We start from the raw sequence: 23,267 nt of genomic DNA on the forward strand, positions 1-23,267 counted from the left end.
TGGCGATCAGTGATCATCCGCGCACGAGCGCACACGACGGGGGAACCTCATGGGATCGACTCAGACCGCGCCGGTACTGGTCTACGGCGCCTACGGCCACACCGGACGCTTCGTCGTCCGCGAACTCCTGGACCGGGGGCTGACCCCGATCCTGTCCGGCCGCGACCCCGACAAGCTCCACGCCCTGGCCGCCGCGCTCCCCGGGGCCGCCGGCCTTGAGGTCCGGGCCGCGTCGGCCGACGAACCGGCCGCGCTCGACCACGCGCTGCACGGCGCGGGAGCCGTGATCAACTGCGCCGGGCCGTTCGCCGCCACGGCGGGACCGGTCATCGAGGCCGCCCTGCGGGCACGGATCCCCTACCTGGACGTGGCGGCGGAGGTGGAAGCCGTCTCCGACACGTTCACGCGGTTCGGGGACCGCGCCCGCGAAGCCGGCGTCGTGGTCCTTCCCGCGATGGCGTTCTACGGCGGACTCGGCGACCTGATGGCAACCGCCGCCCTCGGCGACGGCGCGGCGGCCGAGGAGGTCCACATCGCGTACGCCCTCAGCAGCTGGCACCCCACGGCCGGGACCCGCGGTTCCGGGCAGGTCTCCCGGAGCCGGCGCGGGGGCCGCCGGCTCGTCTACGCGAGCGGCCGTCTGGGGCACCGCGATGACGCCGCGCCCACCGGCGAGTGGTCCTTCCCCGCCCCGATCGGCGACCGGGCCGTGGTCGGCGAGTTCACCACCGCGGACAGCGTCACCATCCCGCGCCACCTGTCCGCCCCGGACATCCACACCTTCATGACGATCGACGCCGTCAAGGACGTACTCGCCCCTGACGCCGCACCGCCTGCGCCGGTCGACGAGCGGGGGCGGTCGGCGCAGACCTTCCTCGTCGACGTCACCGTCCGCGCGGGCGGCACCCGGCGCCGCGCGGTGGTCCGCGGCCAGGACATCTACGCCGTCAGCGCGCCGCTGGTCGTCGAAGCGGCCCAACGGATCCTGGGCGCGTCGGTCAGGGCGGCGGGAGTCGTCGCGCCCGGCGAGGTCTTCGACGCGCACGCCTTCCTGCGCTCCCTGGCCCCGCACCACCTCTCGTACGAGCTCGGCGAGCCCCGGACCGGGGCGGAGGGCGCCGGCACTTCCCGGAGCTGAGGCCTCCCTTCGCGGAGGGAGGAGGGGCGCGCTCAGTTCTCGGCCTTCGCCTTCAGACGGTGCAGCCAGGTGTCGAGCGAGGCGTCGAGCGCCTGCTGGAGGGCGGGGGTGTCGGCCTCGACCGGCGCACCGGCCCAGGACTCCTCGGTGTGGACGTGCACGCCGTCCGCGCGCTGGGTGAAGGTCCACACGTGGACCGCGGTGATCCCCTGCGCCGGCCCGCCCCAGGCGATGCGGCGCCGGGGTAGGACCTGCTTGACGGTGGAGTCGATGCCGGCGAGGCCGTGGACGGACCAGCGGAACACGGACCCGGCCCGCAGCGGGCCGGGCGTCAGCCTGGTCGCCTCGATCACCTCGGGCTGCCAGGTGGGCCAGGCTTCGACATCGGTCTGGATCTTCCAGATCCGGTCCAGCGGCGCGTGGATGACGATGTCGTCGCGCGTGATGACGGGGGCCGTGCGGTCGATCTCCACCGGGGGCACGGGGGAGCGGGCGGGGGTACGGCGGCCGGTCAGGGGACCAGGACGACCTTCCCGGCGACCGTGCCGGACTCGGCCAGCCGCATCGCCTCGCAGACGCGGGCCAGCGGGATCTCGGCGGCCACCTTGGCGGTGATCTCGCCGCTGCGCAGGGCGGCGAACACCTGGGTGAGGTCGGCGCGCAGCCGGGCCCGGAAGCGGTCCTTGGCGTAGGCGCGGCCGGCCCAGATGTTGAAGAAGTACGCGCTGCGGCCGTTGGGCAGCCAGTTCCACAGCCACACCCGGCCCAGCAGCTTGAGCACGGGCGACGCGCCGGAGCCCTCGTCGTCGCGGGTGGCGGCGCTGCCGTACGACACGAGGGTGCCGCCACGGGCCAGCAGTCGCCAGGAGCCGACGATGCCCTCGCCGCCGACGTGGTCGAACACGGCGTCCACCCCGCGGGGCGCCAGGGCCCGCACCCGCGCGGGGACGTCGCCGGAGCGGTAGTCGACCGGGGTCACCCCGAGCGCGCGCAGGGCGTCGTGGTGGCGGGCTGAGGCGGTGCCGATCACATGGGCGCCCGCGGCCAGCGCCAGCTGGACCAGGACCGAGCCGACCCCGCCGTTGGCGCCGTGGACCAGGACGGTCTGGCCGGCGCGCACCCGGGCCTTGCGGTGGAGCATCTGCCAGGCGGTGATCCCGTTGACGACCGCGGTCTCCGCGTCCACCGCGCTGACGCCCGCCGGCACCTCCACCACGTCGGCCGCGTCGAGCGCGACGTGGCTCGCCCAGCCGCCGGTCTTCGTCAGGGCCGCGACCCGGGTGCCCAGCAGGCCGCGGTCCACGCCCTCGCCGACGCTCAGCACGGTGCCGACCAGGTCGTATCCCGGCACGAAGGGGAACGGGGGCTGGTCGTAGTACCGGCCGCGGCGCATCTGCTGCTCGGCGAAGGAGACCCCCGTCGCCTCCATCGCGACCACGACCTGCCCGGCCGCCGGCACCGGGACCGGGCCGCGGTGCAGCTCCAGGCCCTCCGGCTCGACCTTGCCCGGCAGCACGATCTCGATGCGCTCGACGGTGTTCATGGGTGACCTCCGGGTCATTTGTGTTTGCGCTTCTCGTCTTCGTTAGAAGCTGTAACTAGAATGAACGGCTGTTGCGCCGATGTCAAGGGAGCGGCTCGTTCGATCGAAAGGGAGCTTGCCGATGGTGATAGCTTCTAACCAACTGGAGAAGTGAGAGGCGGCGACCATGACCGGAAGCACCGGAAGCACGAAGACCCCCCGCGAGACCCCGCGCGAGCGGTACCGGCAGCAGGTGCGCGAGGAGGTCAAGGAGAAGGCCTGGCAGCAGATTGCCGGCTCCGGCGCGTCCGCGCTGTCCCTCAACGCCATCGCCAAGCAGATGGGCATGAGCGGGCCGGCGCTCTACCGCTACTTCGCCAACCGCGACGACCTGATCACCGAGCTCATCCGGGACGCGTACCGCAGCCTCGCCGACGCCTTCCTCGCCGTCGCCGACGCGGGAGCGGGCCGGCCCGCCCTCCCCGAGCTGGCCCGGGTACTGCGCCGCTGGGCGCTGGCGGACCCGCACCGCTACTTCCTCGTCTACGGCACCCCGGTCCCCGGCTACCACGCGCCGCAGGACATCACCGGGATCGCCTCGGAGATGATGTCGGTCCTGCTCGACGCCTGCGCCGCCGCCGGACCGGAGCCCGCGCCGGGTGCGGACGCCCACGCCTTCGAGGAACACCTGGCGGACCACCGGGACTGGGCCGAGGGCCACCCGGACGCGACGCCCGCCGCGTTGCGGCTGGCCATGACGTTCTGGAGCCGCCTGCACGGCACGCTGTCCCTGGAACTGGCGGGCCACTTCACCGGGATGGGGCTGGACCCCGCCCTGCTCTTCGAGGCGGAGGTGGACACCCTGACCGCCCGCTGACCGCCCGCTGACCGCCCGCTGACCGGCCGCGACCGGCCCGGGGGCCCGCGCGTCACCACATCGGCTTGCGCGTACGGGCGTAGACGAACGGGCCCGCCGGGTGGTCCTCGAAGTGCAGGTGCGGGCCCGTGACGTTGCCGGTGGAGCCGACCTTCCCCAGGTGCTGGCCCGCCTTGATGCCCTGGCCCGTGACGACGCCCCGCCACGACAGGTGGCAGTAGACGTACACCCGGCCGTTCTCGGCCCGCAGGCCGACCCAGCTGCCGTACGCGCCGCCCGTGTCGTTCGACCACTGGATCGAGCCGTCGCGGACCGCGACCACCGGGGTCCCCTTCGCCGACGCGTAGTCCTCACCGGTGTGGTAGCCCGCCGCGTACCGCGCGTTCTGGATGCCGTAGCGGTAGGTGACGGTGTGCCCGGGCACCGGGGAGGCCACCTTCCCGGCCGCTGCCTCGTCCTGCATCTTGAAGCCGAACTTCGTGCCGAGTGCTCTGAGCGAGTCCGGGCCCGGCAGGCCGTCCGCCTCGGGACCGGAGAAGCCGAGGTGGTGCTGCCACTTCGCGTACGCCTGCCGGGTGCGCTCCCCGAACGTGCCCGGGCCCGAAGAGAAGTCCAGCCCCACCGCCTTGGCCAGGGCCTGCTGCACCACCAGGACGCTGTCGTTGTGCGCGCCGAGGCGCAGGTCCGACAGCTTGACGAGCTTGCTCATGATCGGTACCCCCTTCGGTACCCGTTCCGGTGAACCGAGGTCAGTACCCGGCCGGCCGGCGGCTGGGGTCGAACTGCTGCACCCGCCCTGCCAGGTTCGACCCGTCGCGGTACACGCCGTAGCGAGCCATCACGTAGTGCATGGCCGCACAGATGTTGGCGACGCCGTCGTAGATTGCCTTCGACGTACCGGGCTGGTGGTACGCGGCGAACGTCGTCGGGATGACCTGCATGACCCCGCGCGAGCAGTTGCGGGGATGCCCGTCGCTCTGCTTGGGCCCGGTCGCATTGCTGTCCCAGCTGTTCACCGCGTTGAAGCGGTACGAGGACTCGCGCTTGGCGGCCACCAGGATGCCCGGCACCCAGCGGGTCGTGGGAACACCGATGATCCGGCAGGCCTCCTTGGCCGCCGCCGTGGTGCTGCCGTCCACCACGAAGCCGAACGTCACGCTCGACGCCGGGATGGCGCTACGTCCCGTGGCCTCGGCCTCGGCCGCCTCCGGCGCCGGAGCGTCGAAGGAGTTCAGCCCGACGACGGTGAAGCCGCGCCGGCGCCCCAGTTCGGTGAGCGAGAAGCGCCCGAACGCGCCGTCCGCGTCGCCGTCAATGAGGCCCAGCTTGCGCTGGAACGCGGCCACGGCCGCCTTCGTGCGCGGCCCGAACGTGCCGGGCGCGGAGGCGTAGTCGAGCCCCACTTCCGCCGCGAGCGCCGCCTGGACGATCCGTACGGAGGTGTTCCGCGCGCCGAACACGACATCGGTGGCCGTCACCGTCACGTCACCGCTCGGCAGCACGGGCCCGGGCCAGCGCCACGATCCGACGGGCGTGCCGCCCCGGTGGTCTTCGGGGTCGGCCGTCGGCGGACACCCGTCCTCGAACGCCGGCGCGAAGTACCCGACCACCTTGGAGCTGCGCCGCTTGATCCGGTGCGAGTAGACCCCGTAGCCCTGCCCCGCGTCGGTGGCGTCCTCGGGAACGGTGTTGCCGCCCTTGGTGTAGACGTGCGTGTCGTCGAAGCCGACGACCAGTTCGGTGTGCCCGCCGCGGGACAGGTTCGTCCACGCCCCGACCGACGGATACCCGGACCACTGGCCGCGGGTCCTCGCCCAGTCGGTGAACACGGACACGTTGTTGACCTTGGGCACGATGTGCCCCAGCCCGACGTCGGCGTACATGTCCCAGTCGAACATCACGCACCAGGGCTCGCCGTCCTCCCCGAACTGGCGCCCGAACTGCGTCCGGTTGTCGTATCCGGTCCCGGGAACGTTCGTCTCGTACACGCCCTCGCGGACGCTCTGGATGTGATCGACCAGTGCTCGCCATTGGGGAGTCGCCATCGCCGGACCCGTCCTTCCGAGACGCACGCCCGTTGATCCGGGGGCCCCGAGAAGTGTGTGGCGCAGATGCGCAGTACTTCCAGCGAAACAGCCGCGCCGCGTGATCGCCACTGGAGGTGGGCGCGCCCGCACCCACCGCCCGTACGGGCCGGATCACGCACACTGGCGGAGTCATTCGCGAAGCACTCCAGGAGCGAGCCCGTGGTCGAGACCGACTTTCCCACCGTCACCCAGTACGCCAGTCCCGACCTGATCGAGGCGATCGTGTACCGGGGCCACCGGCCCGGAGACGACCCGAGGTGGAGCGAGTCCGGAGCCCCCGACCACGCCGCCTACGCCCGCTGGTGCTCCCACATCTGCGGCATGGCCTGCCTGCGCATGGCCCTGCTGCGCCGCGACGGCCACGCCCCGAGCCTGTTCGACCTCCTCGACGGCGCCCGCGCGTACGGCGCCTACACCGAGGACGCGGACACCGCCGCGATCCGCGGCCTCATCTACGCCCCGTTCGCGGCGTACGCCCGCGCCGCGCACGGCCTGACCGCCGAGGTCCACGGACGGCTCCCGGCCGACCGCCTCGCCGAACTCCTCGACGCCGGGCACGTGGTGACGGCCTCCGTCCACAAGGAGATCCGGCGGCCCGACCGCCCCGCCCCTGGCCGGGGCGGCCACCTCGTACTCGTCACCGGCCACCAGAACGGCACGGTCCGTTTCCGCAACCCCTCCGGGCACGCCCCAGGGGCCCGCGACGCGGAACTCCCGCTCGACGTCTTCGCCACCTTCTACGCCGATCGCGGGATCGCCCTCAGCTGATGCCGAGGCTCCTCGCGGGACACCGATGATCCGGGTGTGGCCCTCGGGGCCGGACGGAAGAGGCCGCATGACCACGACCGCACGCGCGCCCGGTTCCCAGGTGTACCGCACCCCCCTTCACGGGCACGACCGCCTACCGCCATCGCCTAGCCTCGGGACATGGACACAGGCAAGGACCCCGCCGACGAGAACGCGCTGGGCGTGTTCCTGCGCGCACGCCGGGCCAGGCTAGGCCCCGAGGACACCGGGCTTCCCACGACCGGCCGCCGCAGGGTGCCCGGCCTGCGCCGCGAAGAGGTCGCGACGCTCGCCGGGGTGAGCCCCGACTACTACACGCGCCTGGAGCAGGGCCGCGAACGCCACCCGTCGCAGCAGGTGCTCGAAGCCGTCGCCCGGGCGCTGCGACTGGACGGCGAAGCCGTGGCCCACCTCCACCGCGTGGCCACCCCCACCCCCCGCCGTACGCGCCCGGCGCCACGCGTCGAACGGGTCGTCCCGAACCTGAGGCGCCTCCTCGACAGCTGGTCCGACACGCCCGCCTTCGTCCTGGGCCACACCCTGGACGTCCTGGCCCGCAACCAGCTCGCGGGCGCCCTGTTCGCGGGCTTCACCCACGCGGACAACCTGCTGCGCATGACGTTCCTGGACCCGGCCGCACACCACTTCCACCGCGACTGGGACCGGGCCGCCGAAGCGTGCGTGGCGACCCTGCGGCGAGCGGCCGGCATCGACCCCGACGACCGGAGGCTCACGGAACTCGTCGGCGAGCTGTCCGTGAAGAGCGCCGGCTTCCGCACCCTGTGGGCCCGCCACGAGGTGCGCGGCAAGACCCGCGAGGCGAAGCTCTTCCACCACCCCGAGGTCGGTGACCTGGAGCTGCACTACGAGACCTTCACCGTCAACGGCGCCCCCACCCAGCAACTCGTCGTCTACCAGGCCGAGCCGGGCAGCCCCTCCGCCGACGCCCTCGCCCTCCTCGGTTCGCTCAGCGCGGCGCGGCTCTGATCCGGCTCCTCCCCGCGCCAGGACATGCGCCCCCGGCTGGGCCGGATGGTGGGTGCCCGGCACCCGGGGGCACGGCGGCCTGGTTCCGGCCGCGGCGCGCGTCGAGGCTGGTGGCCGCGGGCACCCGCCCGCGGCCACCAGGAGGAAGACCCGCTCATGAACGTCCACGACACCACCAGTGACGCCGTCCTCACCCGGATCCGCAGCCGGCCCGCCGACCGGCGGCGCATCCTCTTCACCGGCGCGACCATCGTCACGATGGACCCCCGCCTCGGCGTCATCGACCGCGGCGACCTCCTCGTCGAGGGCGACAGCATCACCGCCGTCGGCGCCGGCCTCGGCGCGGCCGACGCCGACGCCCGCGCCGACACCGTGGTCGTCGACGCGACCGGCACGATCCTCACCCCCGGCTTCGTCGACACGCACCGGCACGCCTGGCAGACCCAGCTGCGCCGGATCATGCCCGACGTAGACGACCTGGGCGCCTACGTCACGACCACCCTGGCCGGGTACGCCACCGTGTACCGGCCCGAGGACATGTACACCGGCACCCGGCTCGCCGCCCTCACGGCGATCGACAGCGGTATCACGACCATGCTCGACTTCTCCCACAATTCCCGCACCCGAGAGCACTCCGACGCCGCGATCCAGGCCCTCCTCGGCACCGGGATCCGCGGCGTGCACGCCTCCATGGGCCCGCACTTCGGCGCCTGGGACCGGCAGTGGCCCGGTGACCTGACCCGCCTCAAGGACCAGTACTTCGCCGGCGACGACCAGCTGCTGACCCTGCGCCTCGCGGCCCTGGCCACCGACGAGATCGCCGGCCCCGAGCTCGCCTACGGATCCGGGCTCGCCCGGGTCGCCCGGGACCTGGGTGTCGGGGTGAGCGTGGACGCCGTCTTCGGCGCGGCCTCCTCCGAGGCGGTGCTGCGCTGGGCCGGGGCCCGCCTGCTCGGCCCCGACGTCACCCTCATCCACGCCACCGGACTCACCACCGCGGCATGGCGGGCGATGGGGGACACCGGCACCACCGTGTCCCTCGCCCCCACCTCGGACGCCCAGATCGGCCTGGAGACCGCGATCCCCGCAGTCGACGAGGCGCTGTCCGCCGGTATCCGCCCCGGTCTGAGCATCGACGTCGAAGTCGCCCTGGCCGGCGACATGTTCACGCAGATGCGGGCCCTGCACACCATCCAGCGGATGCGCGCGGTCAACGCCGTCCACGGCACGGACCGGCAGCCCTCCCGCATCACCACCCACGACGTCCTGGACTTCGCCACCCTCCAGGGCGCCCGCACCAACGGACTCGCCGGGATCACCGGCTCGCTCACACCGGGCAAGAAGGCCGATCTGCTGGTCATCGGGGCCGAGGACCTCAACAACATGCCGCTCAACGACCCGATCGGCACCGTCGTGCTCGGCACCGACGCGCGCAACATCTGCGCCGTCCTGATCAACGGCGAACCCCGCAAATGGAACGGGCAGGTACTGGACGTCGACCTGCCCGCGCTGCGCGCGGAGGTGTGCGCCTCGCGCTCGTACGTGCTGAACGCCCCGGCCGCCTGAGGCGCGCCGCCCGTGGCCGGGGCGCGCAGCGGCTACTGGTACGGGTCGAAGGGGATGCCGGCCGGCTTCGCCTTGGCGAGGTGGGAGGCGAAGGAATCGTCCCTCAGTCCGAAGTGCGCACTGCCGAAGTCGGCCTGGCTGAGCTTGTCCCGGAGCGTCGCCGGGTAGCCCGACCAGCCGATCAGCGCGGGGAACTGCCAGGTGCCCCGGTGGTTCTCGGGCGGCTCGTCATTGGAGTTCGCCGCGCGGAAGCAGTGCGTGCCGAGGCCGTCCTTGTGGTAGACGATCTTGGGGTGGGTGCCGTCCCAGCGGATCTGGTCGCGGGCGTGGATGTTGAAATCGCCGTGGGCGGAGGTGGCGACGTACTTCGCCTCGTTGCCCTGGATCCACACCACCACGTGCTCCCAGTCGTGGCGGTGGCCGCCGAGGCTGATGCCGGGAATGGCCTGGTCCTTCTCGAAGTACAGCGCGTACACGACGGCGCACCAGCCGTTGTTGCAGGTGGCGCGGGAGTACCCGTTGGTGTTCGCGAGGTCCGAGGCGTCCCGGCAGCTGCCGTTCAGGGCGCCGGTGGGACTGAGCCCGCCGTTCAGGACCCCGGTGGGTCCTATCGCGGGTGTCGGGTAGCAGCCGTCCGTGTCGTAGTCGTACGCCGGCTGGAAGGTGAGCTCGACGGCCTCGGCGTTCGTGGGGAGCGCCGGGGGCGGAGCCGCGAAGGCCGTCGTGGCCGTGGCGAGGACCAGCGCGAGGGTGGCGCCGACGACGACGGATGATCTCCGGATGTGATGACTCGTCCGCAAAGCAGGCCTCCGGCCGGTCCGTTCGGGGGTGGAGCGCGGATCCCGGCCGGGTCGGCCGGCGCACGGGGAGCATCATTCGCGATGCCCGACGGCACAGCAAGGGGCCCGGCACCGGCTGTTCTTTTCGTGATCGAAATGAGCAACACGATTTTGTTCAAGGGGAGTTGGCGCGAACCGGGGGAGCGGGGGCGTCGGGCCGGAGGGGGTGGTCCGCGGCGGCGGCGCCGACGCGGGCGATGGCGCTCGGTTCCCGCTTGAAACAGTGACATGCGTCACGCGGCCCCGTCTGATCACGGAAGCATTACGTCCGCTCAGCCTTCGCCGACATATGGAGATTTGTCCAATTGGAATCGACATTCCCCTCTTCGCCGAGAATGGGCATCTCAAGAAGTGAGATGATCTAGGGCAACCTTCGCTTCCGCAGGCGTTTCTGATGAGAGATCAGCCATCTCACCTGACCTGCCGGAAGCGCGGTCAGCATGACTGTCCGCCCATTTCAAGCCCGTCGCACGGCACTGCCGCGCGGGCCGGTGGTGAGACTTGCCAGCCCGTTCCGGGGCTTCTAAGAATGGCGGCCCGGCCCGGCGCTCCCGCAGCTCAGGCTCAGGACGCTTCGCGGAAACCAAGTGAGGTCACGTATGCAGAAGCACCGTAAGAGGACGCACTACAAGAAAATATCGATAGCCGCCGTAACCCTGGGCATCGTGGGCATACCCACCGCTGCCATGGCATGCCTGGACACCCAGGACTCCGGCGCGACGAAGGCCGCCGGCCGGCACGGCGCGCGCCCCTCCCACAGTGCCCCCGCCCCCAGCGCCCCGGTCGGGAACCTGGCGGGCCTCGAAGGTGCCCCGGTCGAGACGCTCACCCCGGTCGAGTCGGCGAGCCCCACCGCGACGGCCACGCCGACGGAGGAGGCCGCGCCGAGCCCGCAGCGGACGACCCCGTCCACCGCGCCCGTGAAGCCCCCCGTGACGACGAGGCCGGCGAAGCCCAAGCCCCGGCCGACGACGCCCGTGACCTCGGCGAAGCCGGCCACCCCCACCGCTCCGTCCTCCGGGCCGGCCGCCGAGGTGGTCGCCCTCGTCAATCAGGAGCGCGCCAAGGCCGGGTGCTCGGCGCTCACGATCAACCCGAAGCTGACGGCCGCCGCGCTGAACCACAGCCAGGACATGGCCTCGCACAACAACATGTCGCACACCGGCTCCGACGGCTCCGACCCGGGCGAGCGCATCACCCGCGCCGGATACGGCTGGATGACCTACGGCGAGAACGTCGCCTACGGCTACAGCTCGCCCGAGCAGGTCATGGAAGGCTGGATGAACAGCCCCGGCCACCGGGAGAACATCCTCAACTGTTCGTTCAAGGAGATCGGCGTCGGCCTCGCACAGCCGAACTCCTACTGGACGCAGGACTTCGGCGCGGCCCGCTGACGCGTCCCGCGGGACGCGAGTTCCGGCCCCGCCCCGGCCGGCCGGCCCGCCGGTTCCGGTGCGGGGCCGGTCCGGGGCGCGCCCGGCGGGGCGCCTAGCATGGGGGAATGAACCAGCAAGGAGAGAGCCCCAGCCGTACCGCGCTCATCGAGGACCTCATGGGTCGCTTCCCGCACGTACCCCGGGAAGCCGTGATCAAGGAGGACCTGCTCCGGGGCGGCATGGCCTTCGACGAGTCCGCGCTCAGCGGCACCGCCGACGGGGCTTCGGGTGACGTCAAGCCGAAGTCGTACTTCATCTTCTCCTTCGACCACCGCACGCTGCCGGAACTCGGCGCCGCCGCGCTCAACCGGCCGCCCGAGGAGATCGTGCTCACCGGCGGCCCGTACGACCTGCGCCGCACCGTGGTGTCCGTACGGGTCAACCCGGACTCCCCGTACGTCGTCCGCGGCGGTGAGGACGGTGTGCTCGGCCTCTACCTGGACGGCGCGCGGATCGCGGACGTCGGCCTGCCGCCGATGCCGGAGTACTACCGCCACACGCTGTCGAACGGCAAGTCCGTCATGGAGGTCGCACCGACCATCCAGTGGGGCTACCTCGTCTACCTGACGGTCTTCCGGGTCTGCCAGTACTTCGGCGCCAAGGAGGAGTGCCAGTTCTGCGACATCAACCACAACTGGCGTCAGCACAAGGCGGCGGGCCGGCCCTACACGGGTGTGAAGCCGGTCGAGGAGGTGCTGGAGGCCCTGGAGATCATCGACCGGTACGACACCGCCGGCACCTCCCGGGCCTACACCCTCACGGGCGGCTCGATCACCTCGCAGGTCGCCGGCCGTGACGAGGCCGATTTCTACGGCCACTACGCCAAGGCCATCGAGGAGCGGTTCCCCGGCCGCTGGATCGGCAAGGTCGTCGCCCAGGCGCTGCCGCGCGACGCCGTGCAGCGGTTCCACGACTACGGCATCCGGATCTACCACCCCAACTTCGAGGTGTGGGACCGCCGGCTGTTCCAGCTCCACTGCCCGGGCAAGGAGCGCTACGTGGGGCGCGACGAATGGCACCGCCGGATCCTGGACTCCACCGAGGTGTTCGGGCCGCGCAATGTGATCCCCAACTTCGTCGCGGGCATCGAGATGGCCGAGCCCTTCGGGTTCACCAAGGTCAGCGAGGCGATCGAGTCGACCGCCGAGGGCCTGAGATTCTTCATGTCGAACGGCGTCGTGCCCCGCTTCACCACCTGGTGCCCGGAACCGACGACGCCGCTCGGCAAGGCCAATCCCCTCGGGGCTCCGCTGGAGTACCACATCCGCCTGCTGGAGACCTACCGGGCGACGCTTGAGGAGTTCGGCCTGAAGTCCCCGCCCGGCTACGGCCCGGCCGGCCCCGGCCGTGCGGTGTTCTCCGTCAGCTCCTTCATGGACAGCCTGGAAGGCCTGGAGGAGACCGAACCGGCTTCCTGACGGCCGGTTCCGCTACGCCTCCCGTACGTAGGCCCCCGCGCGTGCCGCCGCCGCCGCGGCCGTCGCCGCGCGGTCGGCGGCGGCCTCGTCGAGGGGGAGGGCGGTGGTGAGCAGGCGGTAGTAGAGGGGGGCGGACGCCGCGCGGATCACCTCGTGGGCGTCGGTGCCCCCGGGCACCTCGCCGCGGGCGGCGGCCTGCTCGACGCACGGCGCCCACTCCTCGACGCGCACGGCGTAGAAGCCGTGCAGGGCCTCCGCGGCCTTGGGGTCGCAGGTGGCGGCGGCGATCACGGCCTTGAACAGGGCGCCTTGCCGGGGATCGGCCAGGGTCCGCCGCACCAACCGGGTGTTGGCCTTCAGGTCGCCGAGCAGTGAACCGGTCTCCGTGCGCGGCACGGACTGCTGTGCCATGTCCAGCAGCAGATCGGTGACGAGGCCGGTGACCGAGCCCCAGCGGCGGTAGACGGTCGTCTTCCCGACCTCCGCGCGGCGGGCGATGTCGGCGAGGTCCAGATGGGCGAAACCCTGCTCGGCCAGGACGTCCCCGGCTGCCCGGAGCACCGCCGCCCGCACCCGCGCCGTGCGCCCCCCGGGCCGGGTGCTTCCCGGTCCGACCTCGGGCCCGGCCTCCGTCAACTCCATAACGGGACTCCTGTTCCATTAGCTGCCGCCAGTTGTTACGCTGGGGCCATCTTAACGGAACTGCGGGACCATTAGGTGGCTCCGTGGGGGAGAGGGGACTGGTCATGGAGTACAGGAGGCTGGGTGCGTCCGGGCTTCAGGTGCCGGAGCTGAGCTTCGGCGCCGGCACCTTCGGCGGACGGGGGCCGCTCTTCGGGGCCTGGGGCAACACCGGCGTGGCCGAGGCGCGCCGCCTCGTGGACATCTGCGTCGAGGCCGGGATCACGATGTTCGACACGGCCGACGTCTACTCCGGCGGCGCGTCGGAGGAAGTGCTGGGGGCCGCCCTGAAGGGCCGCCGGGACCGGGTGCTCATCTCCACCAAGGCCGGTCTGCCCATGGGTGACGGCCCCGCGGACGCGGGCACCTCCCGCTCCCGCCTGATCGCCTCCGTCAACGATGCCCTGCGCCGCCTCGACACCGACCACATCGACCTCTTCCAGCTCCACGCCTTCGACGCCGGGACCCCCGTCGAGGAGGTGCTCTCCACCCTGGACGACCTGGTCCGGGCCGGGAAGATCCGCTACCTCGGCGTCTCCAACTTCTCGGGCTGGCAGGCGATGAAATCCCTCGCCGCGGCCGAACGGCACGGCCGGCAGCGCTACGTCGCCCACCAGGTCTACTACTCCCTCCTCGGCCGCGACTACGAATGGGAGCTGATGCCGCTCGGGCTCGACCAGGGGCTGGGTGCGATCGTCTGGAGCCCGCTCGGCTGGGGCCGCCTCACCGGCAAGATCCGCCGCGGCCGGCCGCTGCCCGCCGGCAGCAGGCTGCACGACACCGCCGACTACGGCCCGCCGGTCGAGGAGGAGCACCTCTACCGCGTGGTCGACGCCCTCGATGAGATCGCCCGGGAAACGGGCAAGGCCATTCCGCAGATCGCGCTGCGCTGGCTGCTCCAGCGCCCGACCGTCTCCTCCGTCATCATCGGCGCCCGCGACGAGGAACAGCTGCGCCAGAACCTCGGCGCCGTCGGCTGGAGCCTCACCCCCGAGCAGATGGCCGCGCTCGACGCGGCCAGCCGGCGCACCGCCCCGTACCCCTACTTCCCGTACGAACGCCAGGAGGGTTTCGCCCGGATCAACCCGCCGGTGGTGGGCGCCGGTTGAGGGCGCGAGGGCGGCAGCGCGCCCGTAGGCGCGCTGCCGGCCCGGCTCAGATGATGTGGATCCGCTCCAGAGCTCCGGCGGTGTCCCGGATCATCAGGTCGTGCCCCTTGGCCCGCTCGCGCTCGATGAACCCCAGCAGCAGTACGGCCCTGTTGATGACATCGGACTTGCTGACACCGCTGGCGGCGACGAGTTCGGCGACCGCAGTCACGGCCGGCGGGCAGAGCGTCACGGAGTAGCGCTCGGTATCGGGGTGGCTGGGGACCTGGTCCACGGTGCCGCCTTCCTGTCGGTGAAGTGGGCACCAGATTTGCACAGTTGTGAGGCGAAGGTGCAGAGATTATGCACCTCGGCCTCGCTACGCGCTGCCCGTCATACGGGCGAACACGACGACGTTGCTGTCGTAGTAGTGCTTCTTCGGGTCGAAGTCGCCGCCGCAGGTGACCAGGCGGAGGCCCGCGTAGTCGAGGTTCTTGTAGACCTCAAGGGTCGGGAACTCGGCCTTCGGGTACTCGGCGACCCGGTCCACGGTGAAGGTGGCCGTCTTGTTGTCCTGCCGGGTCACCTTGATGGTGTCGCCGGCCTTCATCGTCTTCAGCTTCTGGAACACGGCCGCCGCACCGTTCCAGGTGACGTGGCCGGCGATGATGGCCGGCCCCTGGGAACCGGGCGTCGGCCCCGGCTCGTACCAGCCCGCGAGGCCGGGGTCCTTCGGGGTCTGCATGGTTCCGTCCGTGTTCTGCCGCAGCGTCTCCAGCGAGCTGGAGAGGCCGAGGGACGGAATGCTGATCTTCTGCGGCTCCGACCGGGCGAGGGCCCCCTTGGCCTGCCCCGAACCCGAACCGCTCTGCGCTCCGGCCCCCGGGGAGGCGGGGCGGCCACTGGCGGCCGCCTTGCCCGAGGGGGCGGCGCCGCCCGCGGCCGGAGCCGCTGCCTGCGGGGCCTGTCCCTGAGGGGCCGCGGGCGCCGCCGTGTCCGAGCCGCCGCACCCTGCGAGGAGCAGCGTGGCGAGGGCGGCGCCGGCCAGCGGGACCGCGACCCGGCGGCGGCGCGGCCGCGCGCCGGACCCGGCGGGTGTGGTGGGTGTGGTGGGTACGGCTCGTAGGGCGGGTGTGCCGGATCCGGCGGGTACGGCTCGTAGGGCGGGGGCGCCGGACCCGGCGGGTACGGCTCGTACGGCGGGTGTGCCCGGTACGGCGGGTACGAGACGCACGGCCGGTGCGGAGGCGGAGACGCGGCGGGGACTCACGCGGCGCCCCCCGTGGTCTCCTCGCGGACGGGGACCGCAACGGTCCGCCTCCGCGCGATGACCACCGCGCCGACCGCCGCCAGCGATGCGGCGAACGCCGCCGCGGCCGTCGCCGTCGCCGGCACCATCGCGCTCTCCTCGGAACCGCCGCCGGTCTCGATGCCGCCGACCGGAATGGAGCCCACGGACGCGCCCATGACCATCCCGCAGTTCGTCGGGGCCGTGGCCTCCTGCGGCAGCTTCGGGTCGAGCTCGCTCTTGCCGGCCCCCTCGAAGTCGTACTTCTTGTTGTTGTTGGGGTCGATGCCGTGCTGTACGACGTGCAGGTCCTTGATGTGGTCGACCACGGCCTGCGAGACGGGGATCGTCCGCTTGTAGGAGACCTTGCCCTGCTTGTCGGCGACGGGCATCCGATCCACGGCGAGGCCACTGGTCGCCAGGGTGTCCCCGGACGTGGTGAGCGAGATGTTGATGTCGCCGTAGTCCTTCGTGGCCTCGGTGTTGCTGAGGATCCCGTCACGGTTGGTGTCGTCGCTCGCGTCCGGGCAGTGGAAATCGTGCCCGTTGGTCGAGCCGTGCAGGTGCTGGGCCGAGGGCTGTCCGGGAACCATGCCCTCGGATTCGATCTGCACGGTCAGCTGGGTGCCCTTGAGGCTGAGCATGACCGTACCCCGGGAACCGGAGTTGTTGAGCTGCGCCAGGTCGATCTGGTAAGCCTTCCCGTCCTCCGCGAGGGCGGGACCGGACAGGCCCAGGCTCAGGAACACGGCGGCGGGCACGGCGGCGAGTGCCACGAGGCGACCAGTGGGCTTGGCTATCACATTCGCTCCTGTTCCGCGGGTTCCCGGGACGGGAATCGCAGATCGTACGGGGGGTGAAGCGAGCTCCCGGAGGGGGTCTCACTGTGTCTTCGGAGCGCCAACTCCTTTGGATTGGCGCTTCCTTGAGATTTTTTCGGAGAACCGGCAGCGGCGCCGTCCGCTGCTACGCGGCCGACTTCGACGGGACCGGTTCCGTCCGGGCCGGCAGCGGTCCGCCGGTCATCCAGATGCGGGACATCTCTTGTGCCAGGACGGGGGAGCTGGCAGCCTCGCAGAGCATCTCTCCGAGCACGAGCATCCCGAGCGCGGTGCACTTCGGATCGGTGTTCCGGTGCAGCCACATCACGGCCTTCATCATGGGCCGACGGCCCAGGGAAAGCCCTGTTCTTCCCACTTCGGCCGCCGCCTCAAGGGCGGGAACCTCCCCTTCGAACGAAAGGGCTTCCGCTCGAAGGACTCCCGGTGGCGCGACCGCGTCCCGCACGTGCCGGAAACGCCCCTCCGGCGGGGCCTGCCAGTTCTCGAAGGTATTGCGGAATCCAGTGATTCGGAGAACTGAATTCTGTGTGCGGAGCTCGATGAAGAGCTCGATGAACAAACCTCTCAGCTGAATGCGGACGGGCAGGTACCGAGCGCTCACCTCCTCGTTCCCCGCCCGCCCGGGCAGACACTGCGCCAACGCGGCCCGGGACCGGATGGACGAGGCGAGCAGCCGGTAATCGCCCACGGAAGCGTGTGCCACGGAAAACGACACGGGCTTCAATACGATGGCGCGCATCAGTGGGCCGAGCCGGAAATCGGACTCCCAGGAGGGAAGTCCACCGTATTCGCATTGACCTCCACCGGATCTCCCATCCTGCCGCCCGCACGCACAACTGTGGGCGGTCGGCATCATTCGGTGTTGCCGGACTTCCTTCGGTCCGGTCCTTTGTAGTCGGTCATGCGGCGGTGGAGCGGGTATTTACCCTCTGATGCTAAGAACTGATCACGCCGTCGCGTCCCGCGGCGCCGGGTATGTGATCGTGCGATGCCCGCCGCGCCCGGGGGCGGCGGGCATCGTCACGTCGGTGGAGGGGCGGGTGGGCAGGCGGGCGGTCGGGCGGCCGTTCTCGGAGCGGCGGTGCGTCAGCGCGCGGTCGCGGGCGCGGTGTCGGCGGGGCGCGGGGCTCGGCGCATCGCCCACAAGGTCGGCCCGCCACCGGGGAGTTCGACCTCGCCGGTCACCTCGAAGCCGAAGTGCTCGTAGAAGGGGAGGTTGGACGCCTTGGAGGACTCCAGGTAGGTCGCCAGCCCGTCCGCGTCGGCCTTGGCGAGGCCCGAGCGCAGGAGGGCGGCTCCGTGTCCCCGGCCCTGGGCGGCCGGGTCCGCGCCGAGCACGGCCAGGTACCAGTGCGGTTCCTGGGGCCCGTGCCCGGCTGCGGCCTCCGCGGCCTGCCGGAACAGCGCGGCCCGGTCGCCGAGGATCTCCGAGAGCTCCCGGACGGTCTCCGCGTCGGGAACGGCCTTGTCCTGCGCGCCCGGTGGCACCCAGTAGGCGGCCGCCGACCCGGTGTGCTCGCAGACGCCGTGGAGGGCGTACTGCCGGATGAAGAGGGTGCTGAAGTAGCGGGCCATCCCCGCCTCGCGCGTGGCCTCGTCGGGGAAGAACCAGCACATCATCGGGTCGTCGCCGAAAGCGCGGGCCAGGTTGTGGCCGATCGGTGCGGCGTCGTCGATCGTTGCCGGTTCCGGAGTGTTCGTTATCGACATACGGGTCATTCTGCACCTGATGATCTTGGACGCCCGAGCCGGGTGCGCCCCGCCGACGCGGACGCCCCGCTCATTCCCCGAACGCGCCGTGCCGGCCCGCGCCCGAGGCGAAACGGCCCGCCCCCGCCCGGGTTTCACCCGCGGTCAGCGGCACCAGCCCGTGCCGGTACTCTCCGGCCAGCGCCTCGGCCTCGCCCAGCCCGTGCTGCTCCAGGACGGACAGCCGGTCGTGGCGCAGGCACAGCTGGGGGAACGCGGCGATCTCGCGGGCCAGTTCCTCGGCCGCCTGCCGGGACCGCCCCGCAGGCACCACGCGGTGGGCGAGGCCGATGTCGTAGGCCTCGGCGGCGCTGACCGGACGGCCCGTCAGGATCAGGTCCATGGCCCGGCTCTCACCGATCAGGCGGGGCAGCCGCACCGTGCCGCCGTCGATCAGCGGCACACCCCAGCGGCGGCAGAACACACCGAAGACCGCGTCCTCCTCCACGACCCGAAGGTCGCACCAGAGCGCCAACTCCAGTCCCCCCGCCACCGCGTGCCCGGCCACGGCCGCGACCACCGGCTTGCTCAGCCGCATCCGGGTCGGCCCCATCGGGCCGTCTCCCGAGGCGAGCACCTGATTGCCGCGCTCGGTGCCGATGGCCTTCAGGTCCGCGCCCGCGCAGAACGTCCCGCCCTCGCCCCAGAGCACCGCGACCGCCGCGTCCTCGTCGGCCTCGAACGCGCGGAACGCGTCGGCGAGCCGTGCCGCCGTCGGACCGTCCACGGCGTTGCGGACCCCCGGCCTGCTCAGGACCACCGTGAACACCGGCCCGTCCCGCTCCACCCGCACCGAGGCCTGCTCCTCCACCATGCCGCACCCCTCCCCTTCGCGAGCCTCCATTGTGGGGGTGCCGAACGCGTCACGGCCGGCCGCACAGGGCGACCGGCCGTGACGAGTGGCGTGTACCGGCTCCGGCATGCCGACGGGCAGACCGGGGGCGGGTGGTTAGACGGGCGTGCCCGAGATGGGCGTGAAGCCGGCGCCGCACGCCGCGGGCAGGGTCGCCGGAGTGAACGGCGCACCGCTGGCCGTGGTGCACTGGGCCTGGTAGAGGGTGCCGTTGCTGCCCAGCAGGGAGATGTAGAGGTTGCCGGGGTCTTCCTCGGTGACCGAGAGGGCGGTGTCCTGGGCGCAGGTCGGCGCGCCCGGGAGGAGGGCGAGGTTGATCCAGACCCCCGGGTTGCGGCTGTCGTTGAGGAACGCGTGGCCCTGACGGTCGGTCGCCGCGCGGAACACTGTCTCGAACAGGCCGCTGCTGGAGTAGTCGACCACGGCCGAGCTGACGTCGCGCTCGGACGAACACCGGGGGGTGGTGGGCCTGGCAGGGGTGGCACTGGCGGGCCTGCCCTTCGAGGGCTTGCCCTTGGCCGGCTGGCCCTTGGCCGTGCCCTTGGGGTCCGGTCCGCCATGGGCGGCCGCCGCCGGCATGGCCAGCGCCCCCAGGAGCATGGCTCCCGATACCGCGGCGACACCCCGCGCAGCCCAAGTGAGCTTCCTCATGTGCTTCCTTCCGGTGAGTGCGAGCCCGCCTCCCGATGACGCGAAAGGCAAGCCTTCGCAGGAGGCCCGACCCTCCACGCACGGTCGGTCGCGGCCCCTGTCCGGGTGAGAACCTCGCACGCCGACCCCGAAGAGACCCGCACACCATTCCGAGCCTTCACCCGTACGGGGCGTGGTGTGGCCCCGAATGGAAGGGGGACGCCGGCGCCCGCCCGAACCGGGCGCGCGGGTGTCCCGGCGTGGTTCAGCCCGCGGCGAGGAGCGTGAGGGTGTCGATCACGCGGTTCGAGAAGCCCCACTCGTTGTCGTACCAGGCGACCACCTTGATGTGGCGGCCCTCGACGCGGGTGAGCTCCGAGTCGAAGATCGACGAGGCGGGGTTGCCCGTGATGTCGGAGGACACCAGCGGGTCGTCCGAGTATTCGAGTACGCCGGCCAGCGGGCCCGAAGCCGCGGCGCGGTAGGCCGCCAGGACGTCCTCGCGCGTCACGTCACGGGCGACCGTCGTGTTGAGTTCGACGATCGAGCCCACCGGAACCGGCACCCGGATCGAGTCGCCCGACAGCTTGCCCTCAAGGTTCGGCAGCACGAGGCCGATCGCCTTCGCGGCGCCCGTCGTGGTCGGCACGATGTTGACACCGGCGGCGCGGGCGCGGCGGGGGTCGCGGTGCGGACCGTCCTGCAGGTTCTGCTCCTGCGTGTAGGCGTGCACCGTCGTCATGAAACCGTGCTCGATGCCGGCGAGGTCGTCGAGGACGGCGGCCAGCGGCGCGAGCGCGTTGGTCGTGCACGAGGCGTTCGAGACGATCGTGTGCAGGGCCGGGTCGTACGCGTCGGTGTTGACCCCGAACGCGAGCGTGACGTCGGCGCCGTCCGAAGGAGCGCTGACGAGGACCTTCTTCGCACCCGCCTTGACGTGCCCGCGGGCGGCCTCGGCCGACGTGAAGCGGCCGGTCGCCTCCAGCACGATGTCGACGCCGAGTTCGGCCCACGGCAGCTGCTCCGGCTCCCGCTCCGCGAGGACCTTGATGCGGCGGCCGTCGACGACGAGGGTGTTCCCGTCGACCGTCACCGGGCGGCCGAGCCGGCCGGACGTGCTGTCGTACGCGAGCAGCCGCGCGAGGGTGGCGGGCTCCGTGAGGTCGTTGACGGCGACCACCTCCAGGTCGCTGTCGCGTTCGAGGAGCGCGCGGAGCACGTTGCGTCCGATGCGGCCGAATCCGTTGATGGCGATGCGAGTCATGAGCCATGTCCCTTCTGCTTCTGTTCGCCACCAGAGTCGCGCCCGGCGGCCGCGCATGACAGCGGCGTGATTGCCACGGTTCAAAAGGATCTCGCCACGCGGGGGACGACGCCCGGGGCGAGGTACGAAAGAGAGGGCTCAGGAGCCCTGGGTGAAGGTGCGCCGGTACTCGCTCGGGGTGGTGTCGAGGATCCGCTGGAAGTGCAGCCGCAGGTTCGCGCCGGTTCCGAGCCCGACGTCCCCCGCGATCTGCTCGACGCTGCGCTCCGAACGCTCCAGCAGCTCACGGGCCACGTCGATCCGGGCGCGCATCACCCACTGCATCGGCGTGTAGCCCGTGTCCTCCACGAACCGCCGCGAGAACGTACGGGGCGACACCCCCGCGTGCTGGGCCAGCGCCTCCAGGGTGAGCGGCTCGCCGAGCCGGTGCAGCGCCCACTCGCGGGTGGCGGCGAACCGCTCGCCGAGCGGCTCGGGCACGCTGCGCGGCACGTACTGCGCCTGGCCGCCGCTGCGGTAGGGGGCCGCTACCAGCCGCCGGGCCGCGTGGTTCGACGCCGCCACACCGAGGTCGCCGCGCAGGACGTGCAGGCAGAGGTCGATTCCCGAGGCGGCGCCGGCCGACGTCAGCACGCTGCCCTCGTCGACGAAGAGGACGTTCTCGTCGAGCTGGACGAGCGGGTGTTTCGCCGCGAGCGCACGTGCGTAATGCCAGTGGGTCGTGGCCCGCTTGCCGTCGAGCAGGCCGGTCGCGGCGAGCGCGAACGCGCCCGTCGAGATGGCCGCGAGCCGCGCGCCCCGGTCGTGAGCCGCGATCAGCGCGTCGATGACGGCCCCCGGCGGGTCCTCGCGGTCGGGGAAGCGGTAGCCGGGGACGAAGACGATGTCGGCCCAGGCGAGCGCGTCGAGCCCGTGGGTCACGTAGTACGACAGCCCGTCGCCGCCGGTCACGAGGCCCGGCGCCGCACCGCAGACCCGCACCTCGTACGGCATGCTCGCCCGGGTCGCGAAGACCTGCGCGGGAATCCCGACGTCGAGGGGTTTCGCACCTTCCAGTACGAGGACGGCGACGCGATGCAGACGGGAGGCGGACACGGATAGAGGGTACGCGGACGCTCAGATGCCGATGTTGGCCAGGCTGACGCCGAGATTGCGCAGGGCCGCGGCCAGGGAGGGGTGGCGCACCTCGAAGCGCTCCGCGGCGTGGTTCAGCGACGTGGCCGTCCCGGGGGCGTCGGCGGCCGCGCGGTCCGCCGCCAGGTCGTCCAGCAGGGACTCCAGGTGCGCGCGTTCCTGCGGGGTGAGGCGGGAGTCCGTCGCCCGCACCTCCTCGCGCAGGGCCTCCAGATGTGCGTTCGTCGCGTGGTTCGACACCGCGCCTCCTCGGTTGCTCGCCGCCTGTGCCGGAGATTTCTTTCCCCCGGGCGGATACCGTCCAGTTGCCCGCCGATGGTGAACGTACACCTGTCCGTCCCCGGCGGATCTTCGCGGCGCCGCCGGGGGCGCGCCACATCGGCCGGAGGGTCAGGGGCAGGACTCCTGCGTTTTGACGACGGTGAAGGAGAGCGGCTGCCCGCCCAGCGCGGCTCCCGCCTTCGGGTCCTGGGTGCACACCTTCCAGTTCGACTCCTGGAGCACCATGCGGTTCTGGAGGGCGTCCTTGACGGTGACGCCGGCATTCGAGGGCAGGCTCGCCCGGACCGCCTTCATGCCCTTGCCGGTGAAGTCCGGCATGGTCTTGCCCACCGGCTGCGGGGCGGGCGCGTCGGCGGCCGGGCAGGACTCCTCCAGCTTCACCGCGCCGAAGTCGACGGTGGTGCCGGTGTCGACCTTCGTGCCGCCGGCGGGAGTCTGGCTGCACACCTTCCAGTTGCGGTCCAGGGCCTGGAGCCGCTCCTGGCCGAGGCTGTCGTGGGACTTCAGGGAGAAGAAACCGGCGGCCTGGGCCTCGTCCTGTGCGGTCTGGAGGCCCTTGCTGACGAGTTGGGGGAGGGTGGCCGTCGTCGTCTTGCCGGGGGCCTTGCCTGGGGCTTGCCCCGAGGCCGTGGCCGAAGGGGCGGAGGTGCCGGCGCCGGGGGTGGAGGCCTTGCCGTCCGGGCCGGCGGCCTGCGGGTCGCAGGCGGTGAGGGCGAGGGCGCCGACGGCGGCGATCAGCAGGGCGGTGGTGGTGCGGTGCGTGCGCATCCGTACATGGTTGCCCACAGTGCGTAGCGGCC

General features: G+C 71.9%; 25 protein-coding genes. 8 read left to right on the plus strand and 17 right to left on the minus strand.

Annotated features, from left to right (window positions below; all coding sequences use genetic code 11):
• Positions 1 to 49: 49 nt before the first annotated feature.
• A complete protein-coding gene (locus tag EES41_RS33905) occupies positions 50 to 1,138 on the plus strand; it encodes a trans-acting enoyl reductase family protein (RefSeq protein WP_123081714.1) in 1,089 nt (362 codons plus the stop codon).
• A 32-nt stretch (positions 1,139 to 1,170) separates the two neighbouring features.
• Here the strand turns inward: EES41_RS33905 and EES41_RS33910 are convergent, their stop codons facing one another.
• Together EES41_RS33910 and EES41_RS33915 are read right to left on the minus strand one after the other, a co-directional pair.
• The gene (locus EES41_RS33910; RefSeq protein WP_254211670.1) at positions 1,171 to 1,611 is read right to left on the minus strand and encodes an SRPBCC family protein; all 441 of its coding nucleotides are present in this window, start codon (positions 1,609 to 1,611) and stop codon (positions 1,171 to 1,173) included.
• Positions 1,612 to 1,649: 38 nt separating this feature from the next.
• On the minus strand, positions 1,650 to 2,681 hold the full coding sequence (locus EES41_RS33915; protein WP_123081716.1) for a medium chain dehydrogenase/reductase family protein: 1,032 nt from the start codon (positions 2,679 to 2,681) through the stop codon (positions 1,650 to 1,652).
• A gap of 166 nt (positions 2,682 to 2,847) precedes the next feature.
• Here EES41_RS33915 and EES41_RS33920 point away from each other — a divergent pair, with 166 nt between their 5' ends.
• Positions 2,848 to 3,537 carry a TetR/AcrR family transcriptional regulator gene (locus EES41_RS33920; RefSeq protein ID WP_123081717.1) on the plus strand — a complete coding sequence of 230 codons (690 nt, stop codon included), beginning with the start codon at positions 2,848 to 2,850 and terminating at the stop codon, positions 3,535 to 3,537.
• 52 nt (positions 3,538 to 3,589) lie between these two features.
• Here EES41_RS33920 and EES41_RS33925 read toward each other — a convergent pair whose 3' ends face one another.
• A complete protein-coding gene (locus EES41_RS33925) occupies positions 3,590 to 4,246 on the minus strand; it encodes a M23 family metallopeptidase (RefSeq protein ID WP_123081718.1) in 657 nt (218 codons plus the stop codon).
• Between the two features lie 40 nt (positions 4,247 to 4,286).
• Positions 4,287 to 5,582 carry a peptidoglycan-binding protein gene (locus EES41_RS33930; protein ID WP_123081719.1) on the minus strand — a complete coding sequence of 432 codons (1,296 nt, stop codon included), beginning with the start codon at positions 5,580 to 5,582 and terminating at the stop codon, positions 4,287 to 4,289.
• Positions 5,583 to 5,783: 201 nt separating this feature from the next.
• On the opposite strand from EES41_RS33930, the gene EES41_RS33935 reads away from it, so the two are divergent.
• The 3 genes from EES41_RS33935 (at position 5,784) to EES41_RS33945 (ending at position 8,963) form a co-directional block, all read left to right on the plus strand.
• The gene (locus EES41_RS33935) at positions 5,784 to 6,392 is read left to right on the plus strand and encodes a C39 family peptidase (RefSeq protein WP_216827282.1); all 609 of its coding nucleotides are present in this window, start codon (positions 5,784 to 5,786) and stop codon (positions 6,390 to 6,392) included.
• A gap of 159 nt (positions 6,393 to 6,551) precedes the next feature.
• Positions 6,552 to 7,397: a helix-turn-helix transcriptional regulator gene (locus EES41_RS33940; RefSeq protein ID WP_123081720.1), complete on the plus strand. Its 846-nt coding sequence runs from the start codon at positions 6,552 to 6,554 to the stop codon at positions 7,395 to 7,397.
• A gap of 156 nt (positions 7,398 to 7,553) precedes the next feature.
• Entirely contained in the window at positions 7,554 to 8,963 is a 1,410-nt protein-coding gene (locus EES41_RS33945; protein ID WP_123081721.1) for an amidohydrolase family protein, read from the plus strand.
• Positions 8,964 to 8,995: 32 nt separating this feature from the next.
• On the opposite strand, the gene EES41_RS33950 is transcribed toward EES41_RS33945, so the two are convergent.
• The gene (locus tag EES41_RS33950) at positions 8,996 to 9,763 is read right to left on the minus strand and encodes an NPP1 family protein (protein ID WP_123081722.1); all 768 of its coding nucleotides are present in this window, start codon (positions 9,761 to 9,763) and stop codon (positions 8,996 to 8,998) included.
• A gap of 638 nt (positions 9,764 to 10,401) precedes the next feature.
• Here EES41_RS33950 and EES41_RS33955 point away from each other — a divergent pair.
• Both EES41_RS33955 and EES41_RS33960 read left to right on the plus strand, forming a co-directional pair.
• Positions 10,402 to 11,196 carry a CAP domain-containing protein gene (locus EES41_RS33955; protein ID WP_123081723.1) on the plus strand — a complete coding sequence of 265 codons (795 nt, stop codon included), beginning with the start codon at positions 10,402 to 10,404 and terminating at the stop codon, positions 11,194 to 11,196.
• Positions 11,197 to 11,303: 107 nt separating this feature from the next.
• Positions 11,304 to 12,656 carry a radical SAM protein gene (locus EES41_RS33960; RefSeq protein ID WP_008742181.1) on the plus strand — a complete coding sequence of 451 codons (1,353 nt, stop codon included), beginning with the start codon at positions 11,304 to 11,306 and terminating at the stop codon, positions 12,654 to 12,656.
• Between the two features lie 12 nt (positions 12,657 to 12,668).
• Here the strand turns inward: EES41_RS33960 and EES41_RS33965 are convergent, their stop codons facing one another.
• Positions 12,669 to 13,298 (minus strand): TetR/AcrR family transcriptional regulator, encoded by a 630-nt coding sequence (locus tag EES41_RS33965; protein ID WP_123081724.1) that lies wholly within the window; start codon positions 13,296 to 13,298, stop codon positions 12,669 to 12,671.
• Between the two features lie 104 nt (positions 13,299 to 13,402).
• Here EES41_RS33965 and EES41_RS33970 point away from each other — a divergent pair, with 104 nt between their 5' ends.
• The gene (locus tag EES41_RS33970; protein ID WP_123081725.1) at positions 13,403 to 14,446 is read left to right on the plus strand and encodes an aldo/keto reductase; all 1,044 of its coding nucleotides are present in this window, start codon (positions 13,403 to 13,405) and stop codon (positions 14,444 to 14,446) included.
• A gap of 46 nt (positions 14,447 to 14,492) precedes the next feature.
• On the opposite strand, the gene EES41_RS33975 is transcribed toward EES41_RS33970, so the two are convergent.
• The 11 genes from EES41_RS33975 to EES41_RS34025 all read right to left on the minus strand — a co-directional run bounded on the left by EES41_RS33975 (position 14,493) and on the right by EES41_RS34025 (position 23,235).
• Positions 14,493 to 14,720, minus strand: a complete 228-nt coding sequence (locus tag EES41_RS33975; RefSeq protein WP_008742184.1) for a hypothetical protein — start codon at positions 14,718 to 14,720, stop codon at positions 14,493 to 14,495.
• An 84-nt stretch (positions 14,721 to 14,804) separates the two neighbouring features.
• Entirely contained in the window at positions 14,805 to 15,695 is an 891-nt protein-coding gene (locus EES41_RS33980) for a class F sortase (RefSeq protein ID WP_254211671.1), read from the minus strand.
• Positions 15,692 to 16,516, minus strand: coding sequence for a hypothetical protein (locus tag EES41_RS33985; protein WP_123081726.1), 825 nt, complete (start codon positions 16,514 to 16,516; stop codon positions 15,692 to 15,694). Before EES41_RS33985 ends, EES41_RS33980 begins: the two co-directional genes overlap by 4 nt.
• A gap of 163 nt (positions 16,517 to 16,679) precedes the next feature.
• Positions 16,680 to 17,294, minus strand: coding sequence for a ribosome-inactivating family protein (locus tag EES41_RS33990; protein ID WP_123081727.1), 615 nt, complete (start codon positions 17,292 to 17,294; stop codon positions 16,680 to 16,682).
• Between the two features lie 347 nt (positions 17,295 to 17,641).
• Entirely contained in the window at positions 17,642 to 18,274 is a 633-nt protein-coding gene (locus EES41_RS33995) for an N-acetyltransferase (RefSeq protein ID WP_123081728.1), read from the minus strand.
• A gap of 61 nt (positions 18,275 to 18,335) precedes the next feature.
• Positions 18,336 to 19,118, minus strand: a complete 783-nt coding sequence (locus EES41_RS34000; RefSeq protein WP_174261775.1) for a crotonase/enoyl-CoA hydratase family protein — start codon at positions 19,116 to 19,118, stop codon at positions 18,336 to 18,338.
• 135 nt (positions 19,119 to 19,253) lie between these two features.
• A complete protein-coding gene (locus tag EES41_RS34005) occupies positions 19,254 to 19,808 on the minus strand; it encodes a hypothetical protein (RefSeq protein WP_164496020.1) in 555 nt (184 codons plus the stop codon).
• Positions 19,809 to 20,052: 244 nt separating this feature from the next.
• Positions 20,053 to 21,051: a type I glyceraldehyde-3-phosphate dehydrogenase gene (gene gap / locus EES41_RS34010; RefSeq protein WP_123081730.1), complete on the minus strand. Its 999-nt coding sequence runs from the start codon at positions 21,049 to 21,051 to the stop codon at positions 20,053 to 20,055.
• Positions 21,052 to 21,189: 138 nt separating this feature from the next.
• Positions 21,190 to 22,146 carry a GlxA family transcriptional regulator gene (locus tag EES41_RS34015; RefSeq protein ID WP_123081731.1) on the minus strand — a complete coding sequence of 319 codons (957 nt, stop codon included), beginning with the start codon at positions 22,144 to 22,146 and terminating at the stop codon, positions 21,190 to 21,192.
• 21 nt (positions 22,147 to 22,167) lie between these two features.
• The gene (locus EES41_RS34020; RefSeq protein ID WP_123081732.1) at positions 22,168 to 22,425 is read right to left on the minus strand and encodes a DUF4404 family protein; all 258 of its coding nucleotides are present in this window, start codon (positions 22,423 to 22,425) and stop codon (positions 22,168 to 22,170) included.
• A gap of 150 nt (positions 22,426 to 22,575) precedes the next feature.
• Positions 22,576 to 23,235 carry a hypothetical protein gene (locus tag EES41_RS34025; RefSeq protein ID WP_254211672.1) on the minus strand — a complete coding sequence of 220 codons (660 nt, stop codon included), beginning with the start codon at positions 23,233 to 23,235 and terminating at the stop codon, positions 22,576 to 22,578.
• Positions 23,236 to 23,267 lie beyond the last annotated feature (32 nt).

Source organism: Streptomyces sp. ADI95-16, assembly GCF_003721495.1.
Lineage (GTDB): Bacteria > Actinomycetota > Actinomycetes > Streptomycetales > Streptomycetaceae > Streptomyces > Streptomyces goshikiensis.

Coding starts and splice junctions, on each gene's coding strand:
- EES41_RS33995 (WP_123081728.1), bottom strand. CDS start 18,274: ATGACCCGTATGTCGATAACGAACACTCCGGAACCGGCAACGATCGAC.
- EES41_RS33930 (WP_123081719.1), bottom strand. CDS start 5,582: ATGGCGACTCCCCAATGGCGAGCACTGGTCGATCACATCCAGAGCGTC.
- EES41_RS33955 (WP_123081723.1), top strand. CDS start 10,402: ATGCAGAAGCACCGTAAGAGGACGCACTACAAGAAAATATCGATAGCC.
- EES41_RS34005 (WP_164496020.1), bottom strand. CDS start 19,808: ATGAGGAAGCTCACTTGGGCTGCGCGGGGTGTCGCCGCGGTATCGGGA.
- EES41_RS33990 (WP_123081727.1), bottom strand. CDS start 17,294: ATGCGCGCCATCGTATTGAAGCCCGTGTCGTTTTCCGTGGCACACGCT.
- EES41_RS33940 (WP_123081720.1), top strand. CDS start 6,552: ATGGACACAGGCAAGGACCCCGCCGACGAGAACGCGCTGGGCGTGTTC.
- EES41_RS33920 (WP_123081717.1), top strand. CDS start 2,848: ATGACCGGAAGCACCGGAAGCACGAAGACCCCCCGCGAGACCCCGCGC.
- EES41_RS33925 (WP_123081718.1), bottom strand. CDS start 4,246: ATGAGCAAGCTCGTCAAGCTGTCGGACCTGCGCCTCGGCGCGCACAAC.
- EES41_RS34000 (WP_174261775.1), bottom strand. CDS start 19,118: ATGGTGGAGGAGCAGGCCTCGGTGCGGGTGGAGCGGGACGGGCCGGTG.
- EES41_RS33905 (WP_123081714.1), top strand. CDS start 50: ATGGGATCGACTCAGACCGCGCCGGTACTGGTCTACGGCGCCTACGGC.
- EES41_RS34025 (WP_254211672.1), bottom strand. CDS start 23,235: ATGCGCACGCACCGCACCACCACCGCCCTGCTGATCGCCGCCGTCGGC.
- EES41_RS33960 (WP_008742181.1), top strand. CDS start 11,304: ATGAACCAGCAAGGAGAGAGCCCCAGCCGTACCGCGCTCATCGAGGAC.
- EES41_RS33945 (WP_123081721.1), top strand. CDS start 7,554: ATGAACGTCCACGACACCACCAGTGACGCCGTCCTCACCCGGATCCGC.
- EES41_RS33965 (WP_123081724.1), bottom strand. CDS start 13,298: ATGGAGTTGACGGAGGCCGGGCCCGAGGTCGGACCGGGAAGCACCCGG.
- EES41_RS33915 (WP_123081716.1), bottom strand. CDS start 2,681: ATGAACACCGTCGAGCGCATCGAGATCGTGCTGCCGGGCAAGGTCGAG.
- EES41_RS33970 (WP_123081725.1), top strand. CDS start 13,403: ATGGAGTACAGGAGGCTGGGTGCGTCCGGGCTTCAGGTGCCGGAGCTG.
- gap (WP_123081730.1), bottom strand. CDS start 21,051: ATGACTCGCATCGCCATCAACGGATTCGGCCGCATCGGACGCAACGTG.